The organism is Pseudactinotalea sp. HY160, from assembly GCF_009372055.1.
Taxonomy (GTDB): Bacteria; Actinomycetota; Actinomycetes; order Actinomycetales; family Beutenbergiaceae; genus HY158.
On record NZ_WHMT01000030.1, the window covers coordinates 1 to 21,253 of the forward strand.

The 21,253-nt window shown below is 67.9% G+C and carries 19 protein-coding genes, 2 tRNA genes and 2 pseudogenes; 10 read left to right on the forward strand and 13 right to left on the reverse strand.

The annotated features are described in order from the left end of the window. The 3 genes and pseudogenes from GCG21_RS17410 to GCG21_RS17055 form a co-directional block, all read left to right on the forward strand. Positions 1–124, forward strand: a 124-nt coding sequence (locus GCG21_RS17410; protein ID WP_370517430.1) for an IS3 family transposase, incomplete at its 5' end; no start/stop codon positions are given. Positions 125–317: 193 nt separating this feature from the next. Next, positions 318–482 (forward strand): annotated as a pseudogene (locus tag GCG21_RS15665) (IS5/IS1182 family transposase); the annotation flags it as partial. A 61-nt stretch (positions 483–543) separates the two neighbouring features. Continuing rightward, positions 544–612: pseudogene (locus GCG21_RS17055) on the forward strand (hypothetical protein); the annotation flags it as partial. A 171-nt stretch (positions 613–783) separates the two neighbouring features. On the opposite strand, the gene GCG21_RS16895 reads toward GCG21_RS17055, so the two are convergent. The 12 genes from GCG21_RS16895 to dnaA form a co-directional block, all read right to left on the reverse strand. Next, complete coding sequence (locus GCG21_RS16895; protein WP_227993996.1) at positions 784–987, reverse strand: hypothetical protein; 204 nt, start codon at positions 985–987, stop codon at positions 784–786. Positions 988–1,194: 207 nt separating this feature from the next. Then, positions 1,195–1,267 (reverse strand) — tRNA-Ala (locus GCG21_RS15675). A gap of 64 nt (positions 1,268–1,331) precedes the next feature. After that, positions 1,332–1,448 carry a DLW-39 family protein gene (locus tag GCG21_RS16900; RefSeq protein WP_227993997.1) on the reverse strand — a complete coding sequence of 39 codons (117 nt, stop codon included), beginning with the start codon at positions 1,446–1,448 and terminating at the stop codon, positions 1,332–1,334. Between the two features lie 26 nt (positions 1,449–1,474). Continuing rightward, positions 1,475–1,548: transfer RNA gene (locus GCG21_RS15680), tRNA-Ile, on the reverse strand. 65 nt (positions 1,549–1,613) lie between these two features. After that, positions 1,614–2,318, reverse strand: coding sequence for a DUF3566 domain-containing protein (locus GCG21_RS16905; protein WP_227993998.1), 705 nt, complete (start codon positions 2,316–2,318; stop codon positions 1,614–1,616). Continuing rightward, entirely contained in the window at positions 2,315–4,903 is a 2,589-nt protein-coding gene (gyrA, locus tag GCG21_RS15690) for a DNA gyrase subunit A (RefSeq protein WP_153876946.1), read from the reverse strand. The genes GCG21_RS16905 and gyrA overlap by 4 nt, the downstream gene beginning before the upstream one ends. Positions 4,904–4,935: 32 nt before the next feature. Then, positions 4,936–6,954 carry a DNA topoisomerase (ATP-hydrolyzing) subunit B gene (gyrB, locus tag GCG21_RS15695; RefSeq protein WP_370517568.1) on the reverse strand — a complete coding sequence of 673 codons (2,019 nt, stop codon included), beginning with the start codon at positions 6,952–6,954 and terminating at the stop codon, positions 4,936–4,938. A gap of 296 nt (positions 6,955–7,250) precedes the next feature. After that, positions 7,251–7,868 carry a DUF721 domain-containing protein gene (locus tag GCG21_RS15700; protein WP_370517569.1) on the reverse strand — a complete coding sequence of 206 codons (618 nt, stop codon included), beginning with the start codon at positions 7,866–7,868 and terminating at the stop codon, positions 7,251–7,253. Beyond that, positions 7,858–9,084: a DNA replication/repair protein RecF gene (gene recF, locus GCG21_RS15705; protein WP_152910614.1), complete on the reverse strand. Its 1,227-nt coding sequence runs from the start codon at positions 9,082–9,084 to the stop codon at positions 7,858–7,860. Before recF ends, GCG21_RS15700 begins: the two co-directional genes overlap by 11 nt. A 32-nt stretch (positions 9,085–9,116) precedes the next feature. Then, the gene (gene gnd, locus GCG21_RS15710; RefSeq protein ID WP_152910615.1) at positions 9,117–10,010 is read right to left on the reverse strand and encodes a phosphogluconate dehydrogenase (NAD(+)-dependent, decarboxylating); all 894 of its coding nucleotides are present in this window, start codon (positions 10,008–10,010) and stop codon (positions 9,117–9,119) included. A gap of 65 nt (positions 10,011–10,075) precedes the next feature. Next, positions 10,076–11,203: a DNA polymerase III subunit beta gene (dnaN, locus tag GCG21_RS15715; RefSeq protein WP_153876941.1), complete on the reverse strand. Its 1,128-nt coding sequence runs from the start codon at positions 11,201–11,203 to the stop codon at positions 10,076–10,078. A 480-nt stretch (positions 11,204–11,683) separates the two neighbouring features. After that, positions 11,684–13,123 carry a chromosomal replication initiator protein DnaA gene (dnaA, locus tag GCG21_RS15720; RefSeq protein ID WP_152910617.1) on the reverse strand — a complete coding sequence of 480 codons (1,440 nt, stop codon included), beginning with the start codon at positions 13,121–13,123 and terminating at the stop codon, positions 11,684–11,686. Positions 13,124–13,615: 492 nt separating this feature from the next. Between dnaA and rpmH the strand changes: the two genes are divergently transcribed. From rpmH to GCG21_RS15755, 7 genes are all read left to right on the forward strand, one after another. Beyond that, positions 13,616–13,753, forward strand: coding sequence for a 50S ribosomal protein L34 (gene rpmH / locus GCG21_RS15725; protein WP_153879089.1), 138 nt, complete (start codon positions 13,616–13,618; stop codon positions 13,751–13,753). Positions 13,754–13,757: 4 nt separating this feature from the next. Continuing rightward, entirely contained in the window at positions 13,758–14,111 is a 354-nt protein-coding gene (gene rnpA, locus GCG21_RS15730) for a ribonuclease P protein component (protein WP_153879088.1), read from the forward strand. Continuing rightward, positions 14,108–14,440: a membrane protein insertion efficiency factor YidD gene (gene yidD / locus GCG21_RS15735; RefSeq protein WP_152910618.1), complete on the forward strand. Its 333-nt coding sequence runs from the start codon at positions 14,108–14,110 to the stop codon at positions 14,438–14,440. The genes rnpA and yidD overlap by 4 nt, the downstream gene beginning before the upstream one ends. Before the next feature lie 15 nt (positions 14,441–14,455). Then, complete coding sequence (yidC, locus tag GCG21_RS15740; RefSeq protein WP_152910619.1) at positions 14,456–15,610, forward strand: membrane protein insertase YidC; 1,155 nt, start codon at positions 14,456–14,458, stop codon at positions 15,608–15,610. 52 nt (positions 15,611–15,662) lie between these two features. Then, positions 15,663–16,169: a R3H domain-containing nucleic acid-binding protein gene (locus GCG21_RS15745; RefSeq protein ID WP_152910620.1), complete on the forward strand. Its 507-nt coding sequence runs from the start codon at positions 15,663–15,665 to the stop codon at positions 16,167–16,169. Next, positions 16,169–16,798 carry a 16S rRNA (guanine(527)-N(7))-methyltransferase RsmG gene (gene rsmG, locus GCG21_RS15750; RefSeq protein ID WP_152910621.1) on the forward strand — a complete coding sequence of 210 codons (630 nt, stop codon included), beginning with the start codon at positions 16,169–16,171 and terminating at the stop codon, positions 16,796–16,798. The genes GCG21_RS15745 and rsmG overlap by 1 nt, the downstream gene beginning before the upstream one ends. A gap of 189 nt (positions 16,799–16,987) precedes the next feature. Continuing rightward, the gene (locus GCG21_RS15755; protein ID WP_194165142.1) at positions 16,988–17,413 is read left to right on the forward strand and encodes a MarR family winged helix-turn-helix transcriptional regulator; all 426 of its coding nucleotides are present in this window, start codon (positions 16,988–16,990) and stop codon (positions 17,411–17,413) included. Between the two features lie 90 nt (positions 17,414–17,503). On the opposite strand, the gene GCG21_RS15760 is transcribed toward GCG21_RS15755, so the two are convergent. Further along, positions 17,504–18,043: a GNAT family N-acetyltransferase gene (locus GCG21_RS15760; RefSeq protein ID WP_152910623.1), complete on the reverse strand. Its 540-nt coding sequence runs from the start codon at positions 18,041–18,043 to the stop codon at positions 17,504–17,506. Between the last annotated feature and the right edge of the window lie 3,210 nt (positions 18,044–21,253).

The following is a 21,253-nucleotide window of genomic DNA, read 5'->3' on the forward strand; positions in this document are numbered from 1 at the left end:
CAAAGCGACCATCGACTGGATCACGAACTACTACAACACCATCCGTCGGCACTCGACTCTCGGATACTTGACACCCACAGAATATGAACTAGGATATAGGAACATCAACGAATTGGCAGCCTAATTCGCCTGTCTACTAAAGCGGGAACACTCCAACTGGACTGTACGAAATTGATGGTTTCTTAGTTTGGCCACAAAGCAAGGAGTGGGTGCGATGGTGGAGATGCGGCGTGGGCCGGGGCGGCCGGCGTATGACTCGAAGCAGAAGCTCGTCGCGACGACGTGTCCGTTGCTGGCGGAACGGGGGTTCGAGGCGACGAGCCGCCTACAAGGACCGCAATGTCGTCGAGCGATCGTTCGCACTGCTCAAGCAGTGGCGCGAGATCGCATCCCGCTACGACAAGCTCGCCATCACCTACCGCGCCGGAGCCGTTCTCCATGCCGCCCTCACCTGGGCAACACGATTAGGAGACACGCCCTAGGCACGTCCAACACGCGCACCACCTCAAAGGACTCCTGCACTGCGGCGGTTGCGGGTCGCGGATGCTGCTCGACTTCGCCACCAACCCGAGAGGCACGACCTACGCCTACTTCGTCTGCTCGGGCAGGGCCGCAAAGAAGACCAGTTGCACCCGCCGCGCGGTGCCCGGCCAGGTCACAGAACGCCTACTCGCGGACTCCTACGCGTCGATCAGCGAGCATGACTACCAGCACACCTCGCCGTCGAGGTCGACGCCGCATTCGACGCGCGCGGAGCGGGACGCGATCAGGAGTTCACCGACCTCACCTCGAACCGGGCGCGCCTGGATGCTGCCGCTCGCCGCACACTTCGCTGACGCCATCGACCTGCCGACTCTCAAACGGTACCAAGACCGAATCCGCGCCGGGCTCGCCGACATCGAGCTCCGTCTGCGCGAGCACGACGAGCAACACGTCGGCGGTCGAGCGTTCCTCCACGACAGCCTGCGGCTCCTCACCGACGCTCACCGCGCCTACGCGCACTCCGATGACGGGAGCAGGAGGCTGGCGAACCAAGCGTTCTACACGCGCCTGGAGATCACCGAGGAGGACCAGCTACGCCCACGCCTCGCGGGACACTTCGCGACCATCGTTCACGAGGCAGTCGGAGGCAAGGAAGCCAAACGGGAACACTCCACATCTTCCGATGTCGCGTGTCCTGTAAGACACTCTGGGTGGAGCCAGCGGGACTCGAACCCGCAACCCCCTGCTTGCAAAGCAGGTGCGCTACCAATTGCGCCATGGCCCCGCGATCCGCACAGGACCGGGGAGGGGCGGGCGGCCGACGGCCGCGCCCCGGGTGTGGGCGTGCCTCAGACGGGGTCGGAGACCTCGGTCCACAGCTCGCGCTGGGCCTTCTCCTCCTGGACCTTGCGCCAGACGAAGACACCGCCGGCCACGACGGCCGCCAGGAACAGCAGCTTCTTCATGTCTCGACCTCCCGATCGCGATCCAGTGGGCCTAGCTGGACTCGAACCAGCGACCTCTTCCTTATCAGGGAAGCGCTCTAACCGTCTGAGCTATAGGCCCGCCGCCCCACACGTGGGGCCGGTAGAGAGTATCGCAGGCCTGAGCCCGGATACTCAAATCAGATCCTAGTCATCGGTCAAAGTGAGATGCAGGCCACCCACCATCGCCGCGACGAAGTTGTAGATGAACGCCCCCAGGGTCGCCAGCGCCGTGAACAGCACGATGTCGATGACCGCGATGACGGTCGCGACCGACAGCACCCGCGAGAACTCCATGTACTCCAGGATCGGTCCGAAGGAGGTCGCCTGCAGATCATTGATCACGAGGTTGTTGATCTTCGCGAACACGCCCATCTGGTTGAGCACCATCCACGAGAGCGCCGCCGCCACGACGATCATGATCCCGATCGCGATCGAGAGCAGGAACGCGAGCTTCATCACGGACCACGGATCCATGTGCGAGAGCGTGAGTCGCACCCGCCTGGGCCCGGGAACGCTCGAGGACGACGCAGCTCCCCCCGCGGGGGCGGCTGTGGGCGCCGTAGCCGGTCGGGTGGAGTGGAAGTCGCCGCTCCGTTGCCCCGGCCGGCCCAGTTGCCCCTGCTCGACGAACGAGGTCTGGCCGGCTCGGGACGCCGCCGGGGGCACCGGTCCGGCGGCGGGCCGGATGGTCGGCGGCGTGGACGTGCGGGGCACGCCGGCCGTCGGGGCGTCTGCGTTCACCCCCGCGGGAGCGGGCTCGCCGCTCGTGCTCGTGCGCGTCGAGGTCCGTTGCGGGGGCACGGCCGGCGCCTGTTGCGTCACCGGCGGCTGCTGGGGGTTCTGGCTCATTCGTCACCTTCCTCGGCCGCGTCGTCGGCCTGGTCCTCGCCAGACGCTACGCCATCGACCAGGGAATCGTCATCCTCCTGCGGCGGGACCTCGTCGATCTCCTCCTCGACCGATTCGTCGTTGCGGGCCACGGCGATGATCCGGTCGCCCTTGTCCGGCCGGGCGAAGGTGACCCCCTGGGTGTTGCGACCCGTGAGGGAGACCTCGTTCACGGCGGAGCGCACGATCTTGCCCTTCGACATGATCACGAGCACCTCGTCGTCGGAATGGGTGATGAGGGCGCCGACGAGATCACCGCGAGCCTGGACGAGGTTGGCCACCTTGATGCCCAGTCCGCCGCGGCCCTGCAGCCGGTACTCCTCCACGCGCGTGCGCTTGGCGAAGCCGCCCTCGGTCACCACGAAGAGGTCGGCGCCCGGCTCGACCACGGTCATGTTGAGCAGGGAGTCCTCACCCCGGAACTTCATTCCGGTGACCCCGCTCGTGGCCCGGCCCATCGGCCGCAACGCGTCGTCGGTGGCGGTGAACCGGATGGACTGACCGCCGCGGGAGACGAGCAGGAGGTCGTCGTCGCTGTCGACCAGCCGGGCGGCGACCACCTCGTCCGGCGTGCCGTCCGCCTGCTCGCGCAGGTTGATCGCGATGACCCCGCCGGTGCGGGAGGAGTCGTACTCGCTCAGGCGGGTCTTCTTCACAAGCCCGGACTTGGTGGCAAGCACGAGGTACTCGGCCTGGGTGTAGTCGCGGATGGCGAGCACCTGGGCGATCGTCTCGTCCGGCTGGAACGCGAGCAGGTTCGCCACGTGCTGACCCTTGGCGTCCCGGCCGCCCTCGGGCAGCTCGTACCCCTTGGCCCGGTAGACGCGCCCGAGGTTGGTGAAGAACAGCAGCCAGTGATGCGTCGTCGTGGTGAAGAACTGATCCACCACGTCGTCGCCCCGCAGCTGGGCCCCCCGCACGCCCTTGCCGCCGCGATGCTGGGCACGGTAGTTGTCGGTGCGGGTGCGCTTCGCGTAGCCGCCGCGGGTGATCGTCACCACGACGTCCTCCTCGGGGATGAGGTCCTCGATGCTCATCTCACCGTCGAAGGGCAGGATCGTCGTGCGGCGTTCGTCGCCGTAGCGGTCGACGAGCTCGGTCAGCTCGGTGGCGATGATCTCCCGCTGCCGCACCGGCGAGGCGAGGATCTCCCGGTATTCGGCGATCTCGGCCTCGAGGGTGGCGAACTCGTTGAGGATCTTCTGTCGCTCCAGCGCCGCGAGGCGGCGCAGCTGCATCTCGAGGATCGCGTTGGCCTGGATCTCGTCGATCTCGAGGAGGTCCATGAGGCCGGTGCGGGCCGCGTCGACCGTGGCCGACGCCCGGATGAGCGCAATGACCGCGTCGAGGGCGTCGAGGGCCTTGATCAGCCCGCGGAGGATGTGGATGCGGTCCTCGGCGCGGCGCAGCAGCCACTGCGTGCGGCGCACGATGACCTCGACCTGGTGATCGGTCCAGTGCCGGATGAAGGCGTTGAGGGAGAGGGTGCGGGGGACGCCGTCCACGAGCGCGAGCATGTTCGCGCCGAAGGTGTCCTGCAGCTGGGTGTGCTTGTAGAGGTTGTTGAGCACGACCTTGGCGATCGCGTCGCGCTTGAGCACGATGACGAGGCGCTGGCCGGCGCGCCCCGAAGTCTCGTCGCGGATGTCGGCGATGCCCTGCAGGCGGCCGTCGCGGGTGAGCTCGGCGATCTTGGCAGCGAGGTTGTCCGGATTGACCTGATAGGGCAGCTCGGTCACCACGAGGCACTGCCGGCCCTGGATCTCCTCCACCTCGACCACCGCGCGCATCGTGACCGACCCGCGGCCGGTGCGATACGCATCCTCGATCCCTCGGATGCCGAGGATCTGCGCGCCGGTCGGGAAGTCGGGCCCCTTGATGCGCTGCATCGAGGCCGCGAGGAGCTCCTCCGGGGTGGCGTCCGGGTGATCGAGGAACCAATGCACCGCGTCGGCCACCTCCCGCAGGTTGTGCGGGGGGATGTTCGTGGCCATTCCGACGGCGATGCCCGCCGAGCCGTTGACGAGCAGGTTCGGGAACCGGCTGGGCAGCACGAGCGGTTCCTGCGTGCGGCCGTCGTAGTTGTCGCCGAAGTCGACCGTGTCCTTGTCGATGTCCCGCAGCATCTCCATCGCGAGTGGGGCCATCTTGCACTCGGTGTACCGGGGCGCGGCCGCCGGGTCGTTGCCGGGGGAGCCGAAGTTGCCCTGGCCGGCCACGAGCGGGTAGCGCAGCGACCACGGCTGCACGAGCCGCACGAGCGCGTCGTAGATCGCGCTGTCGCCGTGCGGGTGGAACTGCCCCATGACGTCGCCCACGACGCGCGAGCACTTCGAGAACGAGGAGTCGGGGCGGTAGCCGCCGTCGTACATCGCATAGAGCACGCGCCGGTGCACGGGCTTGAGACCGTCGCGGATCTCCGGCAGGGCGCGCCCGACGATGACGCTCATGGCGTAGTCGAGATAGGACCGCTGCATCTCGAGCTGGAGGTCGACCTGTTCGATCCGGCCGGTGGACTCAGGAACCGAGGTGGGGGTGTCGCTCACGAATTAGATCCTTACGTCGTTCGAGCAGCGGGTCAGATGTCGAGGAAGCGCACATCGCGGGCGTTGCGCTGGATGAACGCCCGGCGGGATTCGACGTCCTCGCCCATGAGGATGGTGAACGTCTCGTCGGCCGCGGCGGCATCGTCGAGGGTGACCTGCTTGAGGGTGCGGGAGGACGGGTCCATCGTCGTCTCCCACAGCTCCCGGTAGTCCATCTCGCCCAGACCCTTGTAACGCTGGATGCCGCCGTCCTTCGGCAGCCGCCGGTTCTTCGCGAGTCCGGCCTCGACGTGGGCGTCGCGCTCCTTGTCCGAGTAGACGAACTCGTGCGGGGCGTTCGTCCACTTGAGCCGGTACAGCGGCGGGGTGGCCAGATACACGTGGCCGGCGGTGAGCAGCTCCGGCATGTACCGGAACAGGAGCGTGAGCAGCAGCGTGGCGATGTGCTGGCCGTCGACGTCCGCATCGGCCATGAGGATGATCTTGTGGTACCGCAGCTTCGAGATGTCGAACTCGTCGCCGATCCCGGTGCCGAATGCGGTGATGAGCGCCTGCACCTCGGCGTTTCCGAGGGCGCGGTCGAGCCGGGCCTTCTCCACGTTGAGGATCTTTCCCCGGATCGGCAGGATCGCCTGCGTCTCGGGGTTGCGGCCCTGGACGGCGGAGCCGCCGGCCGAGTCTCCCTCGACGATGAAGACCTCGCTGATCGAGGCGTCGCGGCTCGAGCAGTCCCGCAGCTTGCCGGGCATGCCGCCCCCCTCGAGTAGGCCCTTGCGGCGGGTCGCCTCCCGGGCCTTGCGGGCCGCCATCCGGGCCTGCGCCGCCTGGCTGGCCTTGCGGATCACGTCGCGGGCGTCGTTCGGGTTCTTCTCCAGCCAGTCGCCGAGCTGGTCGTAGAGCACCTTCTGCGTGAAGGTGCGGGCCTCGGTGTTGCCGAGCTTGGTCTTCGTCTGCCCCTCGAACTGGGGTTCGCCGAGCTTGATCGAGATGACGGCGATGAGACCCTCGCGGATGTCCTCACCCGTGAGGTTCTCCTCCTTCTCCTTGAGCAGCCCCTTCTCCCGGGCGTAGCGGTTGACGAGCGTGGTGAGCGCGGACCTGAAGCCCTCCTCGTGGGTGCCGCCCTCGGTCGTGTTGATCGTGTTGGCGTAGGTGTGCACCCCCTCGCTGTAGGAACTCGTCCACTGCATCGCGATCTCGATCGAGATCGTCTGCCCGGTGTCCTCGGCCTCGAAGTCGATGATCTGGGCGTGCACCGGATCGAGCTTGCGCACCCGCACGAGGTGGTCGACGTAGTCGAGGAGGCCGCGATCGTAGCGGTAGACGACCGAGCGTGGCTCGTTCGCGGCCGCCTCGTCGCCGGCGACCTCGTCGACCTCCTCGCTCTGGCGCTCGTCCGTGAGCGAGATGGTCAGGCCCTTGTTGAGGAAGGCCATCTGCTGCAGCCGGGCCCGCAGCGTCTCGAAGTCGAACTCGGTGGTCTCGAAGATCTCCGGGTCCGGGTAGAAGGTCTGGGTCGTGCCGGTCGCCTCGGTGGCCTCGACGCGCTCGAGTTCGCCGACGGGGTGACCACCGTTCGCGAACTCCAGCCGCCACGTGTAGCCCTGCCGGCTCACCTCGGAGACGAGGCGGGAGGAGAGCGCGTTGACCACGGAGATGCCCACCCCGTGCAGCCCCCCGGAGACCGCGTAGCCACCGCCGCCGAACTTGCCGCCGGCGTGCAGGATCGTCATGACGACCTCGAGGGTCGGCCGGCCCTCGGTCGGGTGGATGTCGACCGGGATGCCGCGGCCGTTGTCCACGACCCGAAGTCCCCCGTCCGCCTGGAGCACGATGTCGATCCGGTCGCAGTGTCCGGCGAGGGCCTCGTCGACCGAGTTGTCGACGACCTCGTACACGAGGTGGTGCAGGCCGCGCTCGCCCGTCGAGCCGATGTACATGCCGGGCCGCTTGCGCACGGCCTCGAGGCCCTCCAGGACGGTGATGCTCCCGGCCCCGTAGCTCGGATCCTCATGGTTGTTCGTCGATGATGAGAGGGTCGATTCAGCCACGTCTACTTGGCGCTCCTTGTACTCTCGTGCATGTCGGGCGCTCGGGCGCCCACCCGCGAGCGGGTACACATGTGCAGGGCCCCAGCGTGAACTTCCTGCCCGCCGGTCGCGTCGTGCGCACACCGAATGCGGCCAGGGGCACAAACGCCCGGGGACAGAACACCTCAGTCTACCGTGGATGACCCGGATTCCGTGCCGTTCCACAGGATTTCGGCATGTGATCCGCCCCTTCCGCCGGGCTGTCCACAGCCTGCCCGGAGCCGGCGCGATCGGCTCGTGGACGACGCCCGCTCGCCTCAGCCGTACGTGTCCCGCGGGCCGCGCCCGGGGACCGACCGGGGGCCCCGGCGCCAGCTCGGTCCGCCGGGTCCGAGCACCTGGATCCCGGTGACCACGCCCTCGCCGATCTCCTCGGCGAGGCGCCGCTCGAGTTGCGGCAGCAGGAGGCGCAGTTGGGTCGTCCAGGCGGTCGAATCCGCGCGGACGACGAGCTTGCCCTCGATGAACGTCTCGGGCGTGCAGTGGTCCGCCACCTGATCGCCCACGATCTCCCGCCAGCGCCCGATGACCCCCGCGATCGACAACGGCCTCCGCCAGCCGAGCTGCGCGGAGAGCCGGTCCATGGAGTCGCCGACCGACTCGGGGTCCCGGCCCGCCCCCGGAACCACGTCGGGATGATGGCCCACCGTGCCCCTGTAGCCGCCGCGGCGTCGCAGGCTCGGGGCACCCGGCGTGGCACCGCGGTCCCGCGCGGCCGCGCGTGCCCGGGCGAGCGCGGTGCGCGCCGCCTGGAGCGGATCGGCCTCCTCCGACGGGTCGTCGGGAAGCTCCGGTCGCTCGGGTCGCTCGGGTCGCCACTGCCCTGTGCCGCGGTCGGGATCGGCGGACCGGTCGGGGGGCGGCTCAGCGGACACGCGTGGCCACCGATTCCATCACGTCGATGCGGCCGCCGCTCAACTCCACGGGAACGTCCGTGGCCACGGCGGCCGTGATGATCACCTGCTGGGCCGACGCCACGAGTTCCGCGAGCCGGGCCCGGCGGCGGGCGTCGAGCTCCGCGAACACGTCGTCGAGGATGAGCACGGGCTCGCCGTCCTCGGTCCAGTCGTCGTGGCGAAGCAATTCGTAGGACGCGAGCCGCAACGCCAGCGCGAACGACCACGACTCCCCGTGACTGGCGTACCCCTTGGCCGGCAGCCCGCCGAGGACGAGGTCGAGGTCGTCGCGGTGTGGGCCCACGAGGCTGACGCCCCGGTCCAGCTCCTTGCCGCGCAGCCGCGCCATCGACTCGAGCAGCCGGGCCTCGACGAGGGCGGCGTCTGCGAGCTCGGCCTCCTCGGCCGTCGCGGCGAGGACGTCCCGAGAGCCGGCCGTGCCGTCGACCGGGCCGGCGACCGAGCCGCCGACCGGCCGGCGCGCATCGGCCTCGAGGCTCGTGCGGTAGCGAAGCTCGGCCGACCCCTGACCGCCGGAGACCTGTTCGTAGGCTGTCGCGACGTGGGGCCGCAGCTCCGCGAGGAGCCGCACGCGCGCGGCGAGCAGCTCCGCCCCCGCGGCGGCCGCCTTGGCGTCCCAGATGTCGAGCGTGCTCAGGTCGGCGCCCCGGCCGCCCCGGCGCGCCGCGCCGGCCGACTTGAGCAGGGCGTTGCGTTGCTTGATCACGCGTTCGTAGTCGGTTCGCACGGATGCGAGCCGCGGACTCAGGAGCACGAGCAGCTCGTCGACGAAGCGGCGCCGGCCGTCCGGGTCGCCCTTGACGAGGGCGAGGTCCTCGGGTGCGAAGAGCACCGTCCGCAGATGCCCGAGCAGCTCCCGGGTGCGGGTGACGGGTGCCCGGTTGAGGCGGGCCCGATTCGCGCGACCCGCGACGATCTCGACCTCGAGCGTGGTCGGCCGGCCCGCCCGCACGACCTTGGCCTGGACGATCGCCCGCGGAGTGCCCGCGCGCACGAGGGCGGCATCGCCCGCCACCCGGTGGGAGCTGAAGGTGGCGAGGTAGCCGAGGGACTCGACGAGGTTCGTCTTCCCCTGCCCGTTCGGTCCCACGAGCGCCGTCACCCCGGGCTCGAAGGCGAGCACGACGTGCGGATAGGAGCGGAAGTCGGTCAGCGCGAGGTCGGAGACATACATTCAGACCGCAGCCACGCTCGGACCGGGGACGATCACTGCTCCTCGGCCGCCCGCACGGCATGGCCGCCGAACTGTTGGCGGAGTGCCGCCACCGCCTTCATCGCCGGGGAGTCCTCCTGTCGGGAGTCGAAGCGCGCGAAGAGCGCGGCGCTGATGACCGGCGCGGGAACCGCGAGGTCCACGGCCTCCTTGACGGTCCAGCGCCCCTCCCCGGAGTCGGCCACATAACCCTGGATCTCGTGGAGGCGGGGATCGGAGTTGAGCGCCTTGATGAGCAGCTCGAGCAGCCACGACCGCACGACCGTTCCCCGCTGCCACGCCTGGAAGACCTTGCTCACGTCGGGTACGAGATCCGGGCGGGCGGCGAGGATCTCGTAGCCCTCGGCGTAGGCCTGCATGATGCCGTACTCGACGCCGTTGTGGATCATCTTGGCGTAGTGCCCGGCGCCGACCGGGCCGGCGTGCACGAAGCCCTCCTCGCGCGGCCCGTCGGGGCGCAGTGCGTCGAAGACGGGCATGAGCTCGGTGATCGCCTCGTCCTCGCCTCCGACCATGAGCCCATAGCCGACGTCCTTACCCCAGATTCCGCCCGAGACGCCGGCGTCGACGTAGCGGATTCCGCGCGCGCCGAGTTCCCTCGCGCGTCGGAGATCGTCGTGATACCGGGTGTTCCCGCCGTCGATGACGAGGTCGCCGGCCCGCAGGTGCCCGGCGAGGCCGGTGATGACCGATTCGGTCACCTCGCCGGCCGGAACCATGACCCACACGATCTTCGTCGAGGGCAGCGCGGCCACCAGGGCGTCCAGATCGGCGACGTCGGAGGCCTCGGGGTTGGGGTCGTAACCGGTCACCTCGATTCCCGCGGCTCGGAGGCGGGCACGCATGTTGCCCCCCATTCGACCGAGGCCGATGAGTCCGATGTGCATGAGAGCCCTCCTAGAGCGGGGATGGGGTGGCGGCTCCGTGGCCGGTGCGGTCGCGGGGCCCGGCGTCAGCTCGCGAAGCGAATGGGCATGAGCAGGTAGCGGAACTCGTCGAAGTGATCCTCCGAGTCGAGGCTGTCCTGGCCGGTCATGACCACGGGCTTGGACGCCTGCGTGAACGAGAGCCGAACGAAGTCCGTTCCCAGCGCGGCCAGGCCCTCGAGCAGGTACGTCGGGTTGAAGGCCGTGCTGATCTCCTCGCCCACGAGGGTGGACTCGAGCGCCTCGGAGGCCTGGGCGTCGTCTCCCTGACCGGCTTCGAGCACGACCTGCCCCTCGCTGAACGTCAGCCGGATCGGAGTATTGCGTTCGGCCACGAGGGCGACGCGCTTGGCGGCCTCGATGAGCGCGGCCGTGTTCGTCACGGTGTGGATCGAGGTCTGATCGGGGAAGAGTCGGCGCACCGGGGGGTAGTCGCCGTCCACGAGCACCGAGGTGCTGTGGCGCCCACCCGCCTCGAACCCGATGATGTCCGACCCCTCGGAGAGGGACAGTTCCACGTTGCCGGCGGAGGTGAGCGACTTGGCGACGTCGGTGAGGGTCCGCGCCCGCACGAGCGCCTCCCGCTCGATCTGCGGATTGACCGGCGCCCACGAGATCTCCCGCAGGGCGAGCCGGTAGCGGTCGGTCGCCATGAACGTGAGCTTGTCACCACGGATCTCGAGCTTGACGCCCGTGAGCAGGGGAAGGGTCTCGTCCCTGCCCGCCGCGATCGACACCTGGGCGACCGCGCGGGAGAACGCGTCGACGGGGATCGAACCGGCATGCGCCGGCATGTCCGGGAGCGTCGGATACTCGTCGACCGGCATCGTCGCGAGCGTGAAGCGCGAGGATCCGCACGTGACCTGGACCTTGGTGCCCTCGATGGTCATCTCGATGGGGCGGGCCGGCAGGGCCCTGGAGATGTCGGCCAGGAGTCGTCCGGAGACCAGGACCTCTCCCGGCTCCTCCACGTCGGCGGCCACCTGGGACCGGGCCGAGACGTCGTAGTCGAAGGTCGACAGGGTCAGGGTGCCGTCGGCGACGGCTGTGATTCGCACTCCGGACAGCACGGGAACGGGTGGACGCACCGGCAAGGTGCGAGCTGTCCACGTCACGGCTTCGGCGAGGACGTCTCGCTCAACTCGAAACTTCACGGTGCTGGAATCTCCTTCTTCCTGGCTGGGTCGAGCATTCCTGGGATCTCCCAGCAGCCCAACTCTACCGGTCGCGTCGAGGAGCGTGGTGAGTGCATGCGAGGTCGGTCCCGCGGGGCGGAGGCGGGCGCAGCATGGTGATTGTTGGCTGTCCACATCTTCGGGAGCCCCATAGGTCTCGTCATCGTCATAGGGGGTGTGGATCATGTGGATAACCGACGTCCATGCAGGTCAGAGGGTAGACCGGGGTGTGGATCGACGACGGACCGGCCTGTGTGTCAGTCGAGGCGGTCTGTGGATATCTCAACGGCGGGGTTCTCTGTCCACGGATTCACAGGGAGTTATCCACCGGTCTGGATGCTTCCTCCACGGTTGTCCACAGAGTTGTCCACAGCTGTGTATGGCGGGGATCTGGGCCAGACGTTCCCTCGGCGGCGTCCTGGTGCCGCTCCTCGGGCCCGGTCCGCTCATCGAGCCCGATCAGGCCCGGTTCTGTTGCTTGATGCGGTTGGTCAGCTCGGTGACCTGGTTGTACGTGGCTCGTCGCTCCGCCATGAGCTGGGTGATCTTGCGGTAAGCGTGCATCACGGTCGTGTGGTCGCGGTTGCCGAAGACCTGACCGATCTTCGGCAGCGACAGTTCGGTCAGTTCCCGGCACAGGTACATGGCGATCTGGCGGGCGTTGACGAGGACTCGGGAACGGTCGGCACTGCACAGCGCCTCGATCGAGACGGAGAAGTAGGCCGCGGTCTGAGCCATGATCACCGACGGGGTGATCTCGGGGGTGTCGTCGTCGCTGATGAGGTCCTTGAGCACGAGCTCGGCCAGAGACGTGTCGACCGCCTGACGATTGAGGTTGGCGAAGGCGGTCACCCGGATGAGGGCGCCCTCGAGCTCACGGATGTTCGTCGAGATCTTCGAGGCGATGTACTCGAGCACGTCGCTCGGGGCCTGGAACTCCTCCGAACTGGCCTTCTTGCGCAGGATGGCGATCCGGGTCTCGAGGTCGGGCGGCTGGACATCGGTCAGCAGGCCCCACTCGAATCGCGATCGCATCCGGTCCTCGAAGCCCGCGAGCCGTTTCGGCGGCAGATCCGAGGTGATGACGACCTGCTTCGCGTCGTTGTGGAGGGTGTTGAACGTGTGGAAGAACTCCTCCATCGTCTGTTCCTTGCCCTGCAGGAACTGGATGTCGTCCACGAGGAGCACGTCGACCTCGCGGTAGCGCCGCTGGAACGCCTCGGCCTTGTCGTCCCGGATCGAGTTGATGAAGTCGTTGGTGAACTCCTCCGAGTTGACGTACCGGACCCGCACTCCCGGATACAGGTGCTGGGCGTAGTGGCCGATCGCATGGAGCAGATGGGTCTTGCCCAGGCCCGACTGACCGTAGATGAACAGGGGGTTGTATGCCCGTGCCGGCGCCTCGGCGACGGCGGTCGCCGCGGCGTGCGCGAACCTGTTGGAGGAACCGATGACGAACGTGTCGAACGTGTAGTTGACGTTGAGCCGGGCGTTCGGATCCACGAGGCCGTCACGCGGGCCGGTCGTGGTCGACGTGGACCACCGGTCCGGTTCGTCGTCGGAGACCGGTGCGAGATGCTCCGGAAATACGGGGCTCGCGGGGACCGGCGGCGCCGGCGGTGCGGCGGGGGAGTCCTCGAGGCTCGGATCGACCGTCACGGCCACACGGACCGGACGGGACAGGGAGGTCGTCAGGGCGGAGATGATCGATTCCCGCGCACGGGTCTCGATGAAATCCTTGGCGAAGTCGCTCGCGACGGCCAGGAGCACCGTGTTGTCGATGACGCCCAGGGGCTTCGTCAGGCGCACGAAACCCATCTGTGCTCCCGAGAGTTCGCCGCGATTGGCGAGGATCTCGACCGCACGGTTCCACCCGACGGCGACGGCTTCGGTGTCCAACGGCGCTTCGGACAAGAGCCCTCCCTGGGTGTACGACGACTGGATCCACAACCTTATCCACAGCTGTGGGTATGACACGGATGTAGTTTTCACGCGGCCGTCCGGACGGCGTGAGCGTCGGGATCCGAGTGGGCGAAGTGTCCATCGTACGGTCTATCCACAGGCTGTGCATCGGAGACCGAGACGCGATGTAGACGGGAGTTGAGATGCCGGCCACGGTCGCGTCGCCGCGACCGCACGGGCTCGTTTCGGCCCGCGCCGACGTGCCGCACTCCCCGAGGGTTGGACGTGTCCGCCCCTGTCCATAGGGTGGGTGGGATCCGGAACCCCGCGCCGCTCGAGGTGAGGATGGTCACGAGGTTTGACCCCGCCGACGCACTCGCGTAGCTTGAGCAGGTCATGCTGCCAGGCGTGCGGTAGCCCCGCGTGCGCAGCGCTGGCCCACACGCGACGCCCGTGTGTGCGATACCGACCTGTTAATGGAGTACTGCCGTGAGTAAGCGGACTTTTCAGCCGAGTAACCGGCGTCGTGCGAGAACGCACGGCTTCCGTCTGCGTATGCGCACCCGAGCCGGCCGGGCGATCCTGTCCGCACGCCGCCGCAAGGGCCGCGCCTCGGTCTCAGCCTAGGCACGTGCTGCCTGCGCGGTACCGGATGCGCGGCGGTGACGAGTTCTCCGAGACCGTCCGCCGTGGAACCCGCGCCGGTGGCCGCCATGTCGTGGCACACATCCTGACTCGATCCACCCACGCCGATGCGGCGCGGGTGGGTTTTGTCGTATCGAAGTCCGTCGGCAACGCCGTACGACGCAATCTCGTCAAGCGTCGTCTGCGCGCCCTCATGGCTACGCGAGTCGAGCGCTACGCGGGCCGCAGCGTCGTCGTCCGTGCGCTTGCGGGCGCCGCCGATGCGAGCTTCGCCGACCTGGACAGCGACCTCGGCCGCTGTCTCGCGCGTGCCGAGGCGAAGGCGGGTGGCCGGCGATGACGCGTCGGGCGGTCGCGATGGTCTCCCGCGGATCGAGTTGGCTCCTCGTCAGTCTCATCCGGATGTATCAGGCCGTTGTCTCGCCGTGGTTCGCCCCGACCTGCCGGTACTACCCGTCGTGCTCGGCCTACGCGGTCACGGCCCTGCGGATGCACGGTCCCATCAAGGGATTCCTCGCCGCGGGCTGGCGGATCCTGCGCTGTAATCCCTGGTCCGCAGGCGGGGTCGACCCCGTCCCCGAGCGCTGGCCCGCCCGCCGTGTTTCACCCGGCCGTCTCACTCGTTCCACCCGTCACCACCGGTGCGCCCCGCCGCACGCCGGCTACTAGGAGATCCGTCAGTCCATGGGATTTTTCGACACCATCCTGTTCCCGATCAAGTGGGTCGTGGCGCACATCATGGTGGCCGCACACAACCTGTTCACCTTCATCGGGATGGACCCGTCCGGTGGCTGGAGCTGGCTCCTGTCGATCGTCGCCCTCGTGGTCGTGATCCGGATCATCCTCATCCCGCTTTTCGTTCGCCAGATCAAGGCGCAGCGGATGATGCAGGTGGTGCAGCCGGAGATCCAGAAGCTGCAGAAGAAGTACAAGGGCAAGACCGATCCGGCGTCCCGGCAGGCCATGCAGCAGGAGATGATGGCGATCTACAAGGAGAACGGCACCTCCCCGTTCGCCTCGTGCCTGCCGCTCATCGCGCAGATGCCGATCTTCTTCTCACTGTTCCGGGTCCTCAACGCCCTGGGGCCGATCTCGGACCCGAATTCCGGCGCAGATCCGATCGGGCCGCTCGATCAGGCCACCGCGAAGATGGCCGAATCATCCGAGATCTTCGGGGCGTCGCTGTCCTCGACCTTCCTCGGTTCCGAGAACATCGAGGTGAAGATCGTCACGGCGGTGCTCGTCGTGCTCATGTGCGCCACGATGCTCTTCCAGCAGAAGCACCTGACGCAGAAGAACATGCCGGCCTCGGCGCTCGACAACCCCATGGCGCGTCAGCAGAAGATGCTCATGTACGTGCTCCCGCTCGTGTTCGCGGTGTCGGGTGTGTCGTTCCCCATCGGTGTGCTCCTCTACTGGACCACGTCGAACCTGTGGTCGATGGGTCAGCAGTTCTGGGTCATCCACAACTCACCCACGCCTGGGTCGCCCGCCGCGATCGCGCTCGAGGAGCGCCGTGCACGCCGTCGCGCGCGGCGCGGTCAGCCGGTGCTCGAGGACGACGCCGGCACCCTTGTGATCGAGGAGGCACCCGAGCAACGCGTGAGCGGGCAGCGGCAGCAACCCAAGCGCAAGGATCGGGCGAAGAAGAGTCCCGGGGAGACCGCACAGCCGGTCGCGCCCGCCGAACCGGAGAAGTCGAGCCCCGCAGCGGAGTCGGATGCCTCGGCCGGTCCGCTCGAGGATGCCGCCCCGCCGGCGAAGAAGCCCGGATCCACGCAGGCCGCGGCGCGGAAGAGTTCGGCCGCCTCCGGCAAGAAGCCACCGAAGAAGAAGTAGGCACCGCAGCAGTTGCGGGTCCTCCCTCTCAGCACCACGATCCGAAGGGGTCATGATGACTAGCCAGAACACCACCACCGACGACTTGCGCGCCCGCCTCGAGAAGGAGGGCGACGTCGCCGCCGACTATCTCGAGGAACTCCTCGATATCGCCGATCTCGACGGCGACATCGACATCGACGTCGACCAGGGCCGCGCATCGGTCGCCATCGTGACCGAAGCCGGCAGTGAGCACTGGCTCCGTAGGCTCGTCGGCGACGACGGCGAGGTGCTCGACGCCCTCCAGGAGCTGACCCGGCTCGCCGTCCAGGCGAAGACCGGTGAGCGGTCCCGGCTCATGCTCGACGTCGCCGGCCACCGGAAGGTTCGTCGGGATCAGCTCACCGCCCTCGCGGAGGACGCGATCGGCCGGGCGCAGGCATCCGGCGCGGAGGTCCAGCTCGAGCCGATGAACTCGTTCGAGCGCAAGGTCGTGCACGATGCGGTGACCGAGGCCGGCCTCCATTCGGAGTCGGATGGAGCCGAGCCGAAGCGTTATGTGATCATCCGGCCGAACTGATGTCCGATCTCATCGGTGACGACGAGGCCCGGTCTCGGGAGATCCTCGGGGTCGCCTTCGGTGGCGTCGAGCACTTCGGTGAGATGCTCGCGGCCGAGGGGGAACTGCGCGGACTCATCGGCCCGCGCGAACTCCCACGTCTCTGGCGTCGTCATCTGATGAACTCCGCCGCGGTCGCGCAGTTCCTGCCGGCGAGCGGCGCGGTCGCGGACGTGGGCTCGGGTGCGGGCTTGCCGGGGGTGGTGCTCGCGCTGCTGCGCCCGGATCTCGAGATGCATCTCATCGAGCCGATGGAACGGCGGGTGGAATGGCTGATCGAGGTGACCGAGGAACTCGGTCTCGACAACGTGACGCTGCACCGGGCACGGGCGGAGGAGGTGCACGGGCGGCTGCGGTGCGAGGCGGTGACCGCTCGGGCGGTGGCCGGGCTCGGAAAGCTGCTCCGGTTCACGATGCCCTTGGTCGCCCCGGGAGGGTCGCTGCTCGCGCTCAAGGGAGAGCGGGCACGGGACGAGGTGGACGAGGCAACGTACGTTCTGAAGAAGTTCCGCGCACGGGAGGTCGTGGTCCACGACGTCGATCTCTTCGACGACGCGGACGTCACGCGGGTGGTCGAGGTTCGCCGATAGGAGTGGGCGCCCTCAGGAGCCGGCCGCGCCCCGGGTGGAGTGGGCGTCCGCAGGACAGTATCGAGTTTGCTATAGCTTGACCCGTTGATGGAGTGGACTGTGTATTCGGACGGAGATTCCGGCCCGACCGGCTTCGCGGAACCGTCGCGTGGGGGCGAATGGGGCAATTCCATGGCCCACCATAGATCGATGAATCGCGTTGATTCGACGGACGCCGCCGTGGCCGCGCGCCTCTCCCACGTGCTGCGGGTGGCCGCGCAGGTGTGGGAGTCGACGCTCGAGGGCACCGCCGGGTCGGGGCAGGTCCGAATCCTCAGGTCGGTCGCCGCCGGGGCGACGGGATTGGTGGAGATCTCGTCGGCCTTGGAGTTGGACCATTCAACCGTGTCGGTGGGGGTCCGCTCCCTCATCGGACGTGGGCTCCTCGAGTCGGCGTCCGATCCGCGTGACCGCCGGCGCCGGCGCGTCCGGATCACGGACGCGGGCGAGTCCCTACTCGAACGGGCCGCTGCGACCGAAGCGCAGGCCCTCGCCCGCGTGCTCGGACGGGTGGAGGAGGCCGAACTGGTGGCCGCGATCGAGGTTCTCGACCGGGTCGTCTCGACTCTCCGATAGGCGCGACCGTTCGGTGCGGCCGGTCCGCTTGGGCGCGTAGGCGCAAGGGGTCGCGCGAGCCGGGGCCTTCCGGGCCCGGGCTCGCTGGTTTCATGAGGAGATCCCGATGCGCTTGGCGTATCGAACCTCGGTGATGGCGGGGTCGAAGCGTTCCTCCAGCCGCGTCGCGCCGGTATCGCACCAGCCCTCGCGGGCGTAGAAGTGGCGGGCTCGGCTGTTGCGGGCGGCGACCCAGAGGTAGGCGTCGAGCGCTCCGCGGTCCGTGAGCTGGCGTTCGAGCTCGGCGAGGAGCATAGTGCCGACCCCGCGTCCCCAGCTCGAGGGATGGCAGTTGAGCATCCACAGTTCGAGGGTTCCCGGCTCGACCTCGTCGCGGGGTGAGCCTCCGGAGGCGATGCCACAGATCGTTCCCTGGGGACTCTGCGCCACGAGCACTGCCCCGTCCGCGAACCCGGTGGCCAGGTCGTGGTGCCAGCGTCGCATGAGGAGTTCGTGGTCGAGTCCAGCCAGTTGCTGGTCGGACATGATGCCCGTGTACGCGGCGCGCCATGCGGCGATGTGAACACGCGCGATCCCCTCCGCGTCCTCGACGTTGGCGAACCGGATCGTCACGACCGGATGGCTGGCCATACGACGACGGTAGTCGCGGTCCAACGAGCTATCAACGCCGCGTGGAATAGCGGTGTTGCGATCACATGGTTGTGAAGATCAGCGCCTGAGGGCTCGGGTTCAGCGGCCAGAACGACCAGTACGGCTCGGAGCGGTGTTCCAGCGGCGCCGATGAGTGCGATGGTCGGGTATCGATGGCTCTGTTCCACGTGAAACGAGGTCGACCAGCCCGAGCCGATGCAGTCCAGCTGATGATTCGACGTACTGTGTCGCGCTGTGGGCCACACGCGGCACCGATGAGTGCGATGGTCGGGCACCGATGGTTGTGTTCCACGTGGATCGTGACCGATCCGCCATAGCCGATGTAGTTCCACCTGAGGGTTCGACGAGCTATGTCGCGCTGTGGTCCGCACGTGGCGCCGCGGGCCGGTACCGTTTGCATGCATGTCCGTCGGCAAGGTGCCTGGTTCCACGTGAAACCGTGACGGCAGCGGTAGGGCGGTGAGGTGCCGGCGTGGCCTACGTCCGATCATGTGCGAGTCGCGACCCTTCATTCCCATGGTCCGCGGTCCCAACCTCCCGACGGGCGCACGGTGCCAGTCCGGTTGATACGAGCGCTACGGGCCCGCGCCCAGGTCGGTCGCGGGGATGCACAGCCACACTGTTCACACACGGCCTGGATGCCTGGGCGTCCCACTGAACGGCGTTGCTCTCACACCGCAGCAATGACATGTGGGCGCGAGTAGACCGAGGTCATCTCAACACGTGCTGGAATGGTTGGCCGGTCGTGCGTGGCGTCGTTCGGTTGGCGCCTCCCTGCCGGACCGCGTTTCACGTGAAACGGAGTCCCTTCCTGGGAAGTGCCCGCGTAGCTCTCGCCCGGATTGTCTGAATCCGCGAGGCAGCTCCGTACCTGCGGGCGTCGGTACGTGGGACTCCGACCGGTGCGTGACCGGCGCAGGACGGAGCACGATTCTCACAGGCGCGAGGACAACCTCGGTCTCCTAACGTACAGAGCGCACCACAATGAGTGGGCCGCGTCACGAGGCCAACGCCGATGAACGACCTGTGGCCGGATGCCGAACACCTTCGACCCGATGCCCGACTCCGACGCCGGACCCTCACGGGAGGCACCCCAAGGGCCCGTACCGTCGAAGGACTCGGGTAGCTCGATGCCCCGGATACGTTCCGTCGGGTGGTGACGGCGCAATGGGACGGACGATCGCAGAGTATGGAGCACGTGGTGCCATCGTTGCGTGACGTACGACAGGCTCGTGTCCTCGTGCACCACCAGTTCGTCGGCGTCGCGTTTCTCCCGGTGTTTCACGTGAAACTGTAGGGGCATTGATTCGGAGGAGCCTTGATTCACGGCGTTCGTCCGTGGCGACTGGTGGACGTTCCACGTGAAACAGGGACGAGGTGAGGTCACAGATCCATGGGGCGCGTGTGGTCAGGGCCTACTGCGAGCCCTCCAAGGAAACGAAGCTTGGTGACCGTGTCGCGGGCGTTCCCGTGCGCGACCGAAGGACGAGTAGGTAATGGGCCCCGCGAACGGGGGCGAATCGACGAAGGCGCCAACCTGGCCCCGGTGGCCCGTAAGCCCGTGCCGCCGTGTGGTCGTGCGCCGGGTGGGGCGTGGTGACGCAACAGTGCCGGGCCGTTTGTGCCCACGGTTTCACGTGGAACGAGGGGTCCAAGTCGGACGACGGTAGTGGTTGAGAAGGGGCACGAGATGCATACAGCTTCACGTGAATCGAGAGTGTGGCCGGCTTCAGTCCGCCCGTGGTTGTCACGGCTGGCCGGCCACGTTTCACGTGAAACGAGGCTCCGGTCAAATCGGCCGCACAAGATTCGTGTTGAGGTCAACCACCGAATCCAGCTGAGTTGAGGTCACGGTTCATTTCTTTGGGGTGTCACAGCGGCATCTCATGCGAGACCTGCGGTGTGACACCAGTGGCGCCGTCGGATCTGAAGGCCGGAGCCATCGTGCCGCAAGTGGCGCCGAGTGTAGCTGGGGCCTTCCGATTCGCGTGAAACACGGCACTCGTACCGTCACCGACATGAGAGCCACGAGCCACGAGCCACGAGCCCCGAGCCCCGAGCCCCGAGCCCCCGTGCCCTGAACCCCCCAGCCCCCAGCCCCCTGTTCCCAGCCCTCGGCTCTCGGCCCTCAGTCCTCCAGTTCCCAGCCCTCAGTTCTCGGTTCTCGGCCCTCAACCCTCAGTCCTCCAGTTCCCGGCCCTCGACCCTGAGCCCCCGGCCCTCAGCCCTCCAGTTCCCGGCCCTCAGCCCTCCAGTTCCCGGCCCTCGGCCTCAGCCCCCGGCCCTCAGTCCTCCAGTTCCCGGCCATCAGCCCTCCAGTTCCCGGCCCTCTGCCCCAGCTCCCAGCCCTCAACCGTCAGCCGGCTTGGGCTCTTCGGCTCTCCGACATCTCACCAGCGACCCGCGGGTGCGCGAGCCGGCTGGTCGGCCGCGCTTCACAAATTTCCAGGATGGCTGGATCGCAGGAAAAATGGAGTGCAGTGCCTCGACGTCGATCAAGCCGGGGTTTCGCATGGGTGCTCGAGTCGAGGACGAGCACCCCAGTACAGCCACGTCCACGTGTCACCCCGGTAACGCGGGCCGCGGAGCCGGCGCGGTTACCATCGGCAGTGTCGGGCCTCGTTGCTCGTGCGGCAGATGAGTCAATCCGCCTCACGGATGCGCCCGAGATCCATGGGTGCTCCTCCCTCGCACTGGTTGTCGTCGCGTCGTCACTGCCGGTGCCACACCGGGCGTTGGGAACGCCCGCCGACAGGACGGGCGAGTCCGTGAACTGCGGGATGGCGCGAGTCACGAGCCCCTCGAGGTCTTCACCTCCCCGAAGTGGATGCGCAGACGCAACGTCATCGGGTGAGACTGTCTCGTGGCGCTCGAACCGAATCGAGTGCGCGGCGAGGCGGCAACGAGTTGACGACTTTCAGTCCCTGCCGGGGCTGCCGGGCCCAGGTTGGCGTGATCTGCACCGATCACTTGCCGGACTGAGCGTGTGGTCCGGGCACGTCTAGGGTCGAGTGGCCGGAATCGGCCCCGTGGTGGACATAGTGGCCGCGCTGAGCCGCCAGGGTCAAGTCCCTTGGAGTGGTGTAGCGGTGGGTGATCCTTCGTAGGGGTTCAGGCGGTCAGGGCGGGCATGGTTTCGGCTCCGATCTCGGGGTCGGTGGTGGTGATGAGGGTGATGCGGCAGCGGGC

Bases quoted from the DNA above. Each gene is read 5' to 3' on its own strand.
- recF (WP_152910614.1), bottom strand. From the start codon at position 9,084: ATGTATGTCTCCGACCTCGCGCTGACCGACTTCCGCTCCTATCCGCAC.
- gnd (WP_152910615.1), bottom strand. From the start codon at position 10,010: ATGCACATCGGACTCATCGGCCTCGGTCGAATGGGGGGCAACATGCGT.
- rsmG (WP_152910621.1), top strand. From the start codon at position 16,169: ATGTCCGATCTCATCGGTGACGACGAGGCCCGGTCTCGGGAGATCCTC.
- GCG21_RS15755 (WP_194165142.1), top strand. From the start codon at position 16,988: ATGAATCGCGTTGATTCGACGGACGCCGCCGTGGCCGCGCGCCTCTCC.
- GCG21_RS15760 (WP_152910623.1), bottom strand. From the start codon at position 18,043: ATGGCCAGCCATCCGGTCGTGACGATCCGGTTCGCCAACGTCGAGGAC.
- GCG21_RS16905 (WP_227993998.1), bottom strand. From the start codon at position 2,318: ATGAGCCAGAACCCCCAGCAGCCGCCGGTGACGCAACAGGCGCCGGCC.
- yidC (WP_152910619.1), top strand. From the start codon at position 14,456: ATGGGATTTTTCGACACCATCCTGTTCCCGATCAAGTGGGTCGTGGCG.
- GCG21_RS16900 (WP_227993997.1), bottom strand. From the start codon at position 1,448: ATGAAGAAGCTGCTGTTCCTGGCGGCCGTCGTGGCCGGCGGTGTCTTC.
- GCG21_RS15745 (WP_152910620.1), top strand. From the start codon at position 15,663: ATGATGACTAGCCAGAACACCACCACCGACGACTTGCGCGCCCGCCTC.
- yidD (WP_152910618.1), top strand. From the start codon at position 14,108: ATGACGCGTCGGGCGGTCGCGATGGTCTCCCGCGGATCGAGTTGGCTC.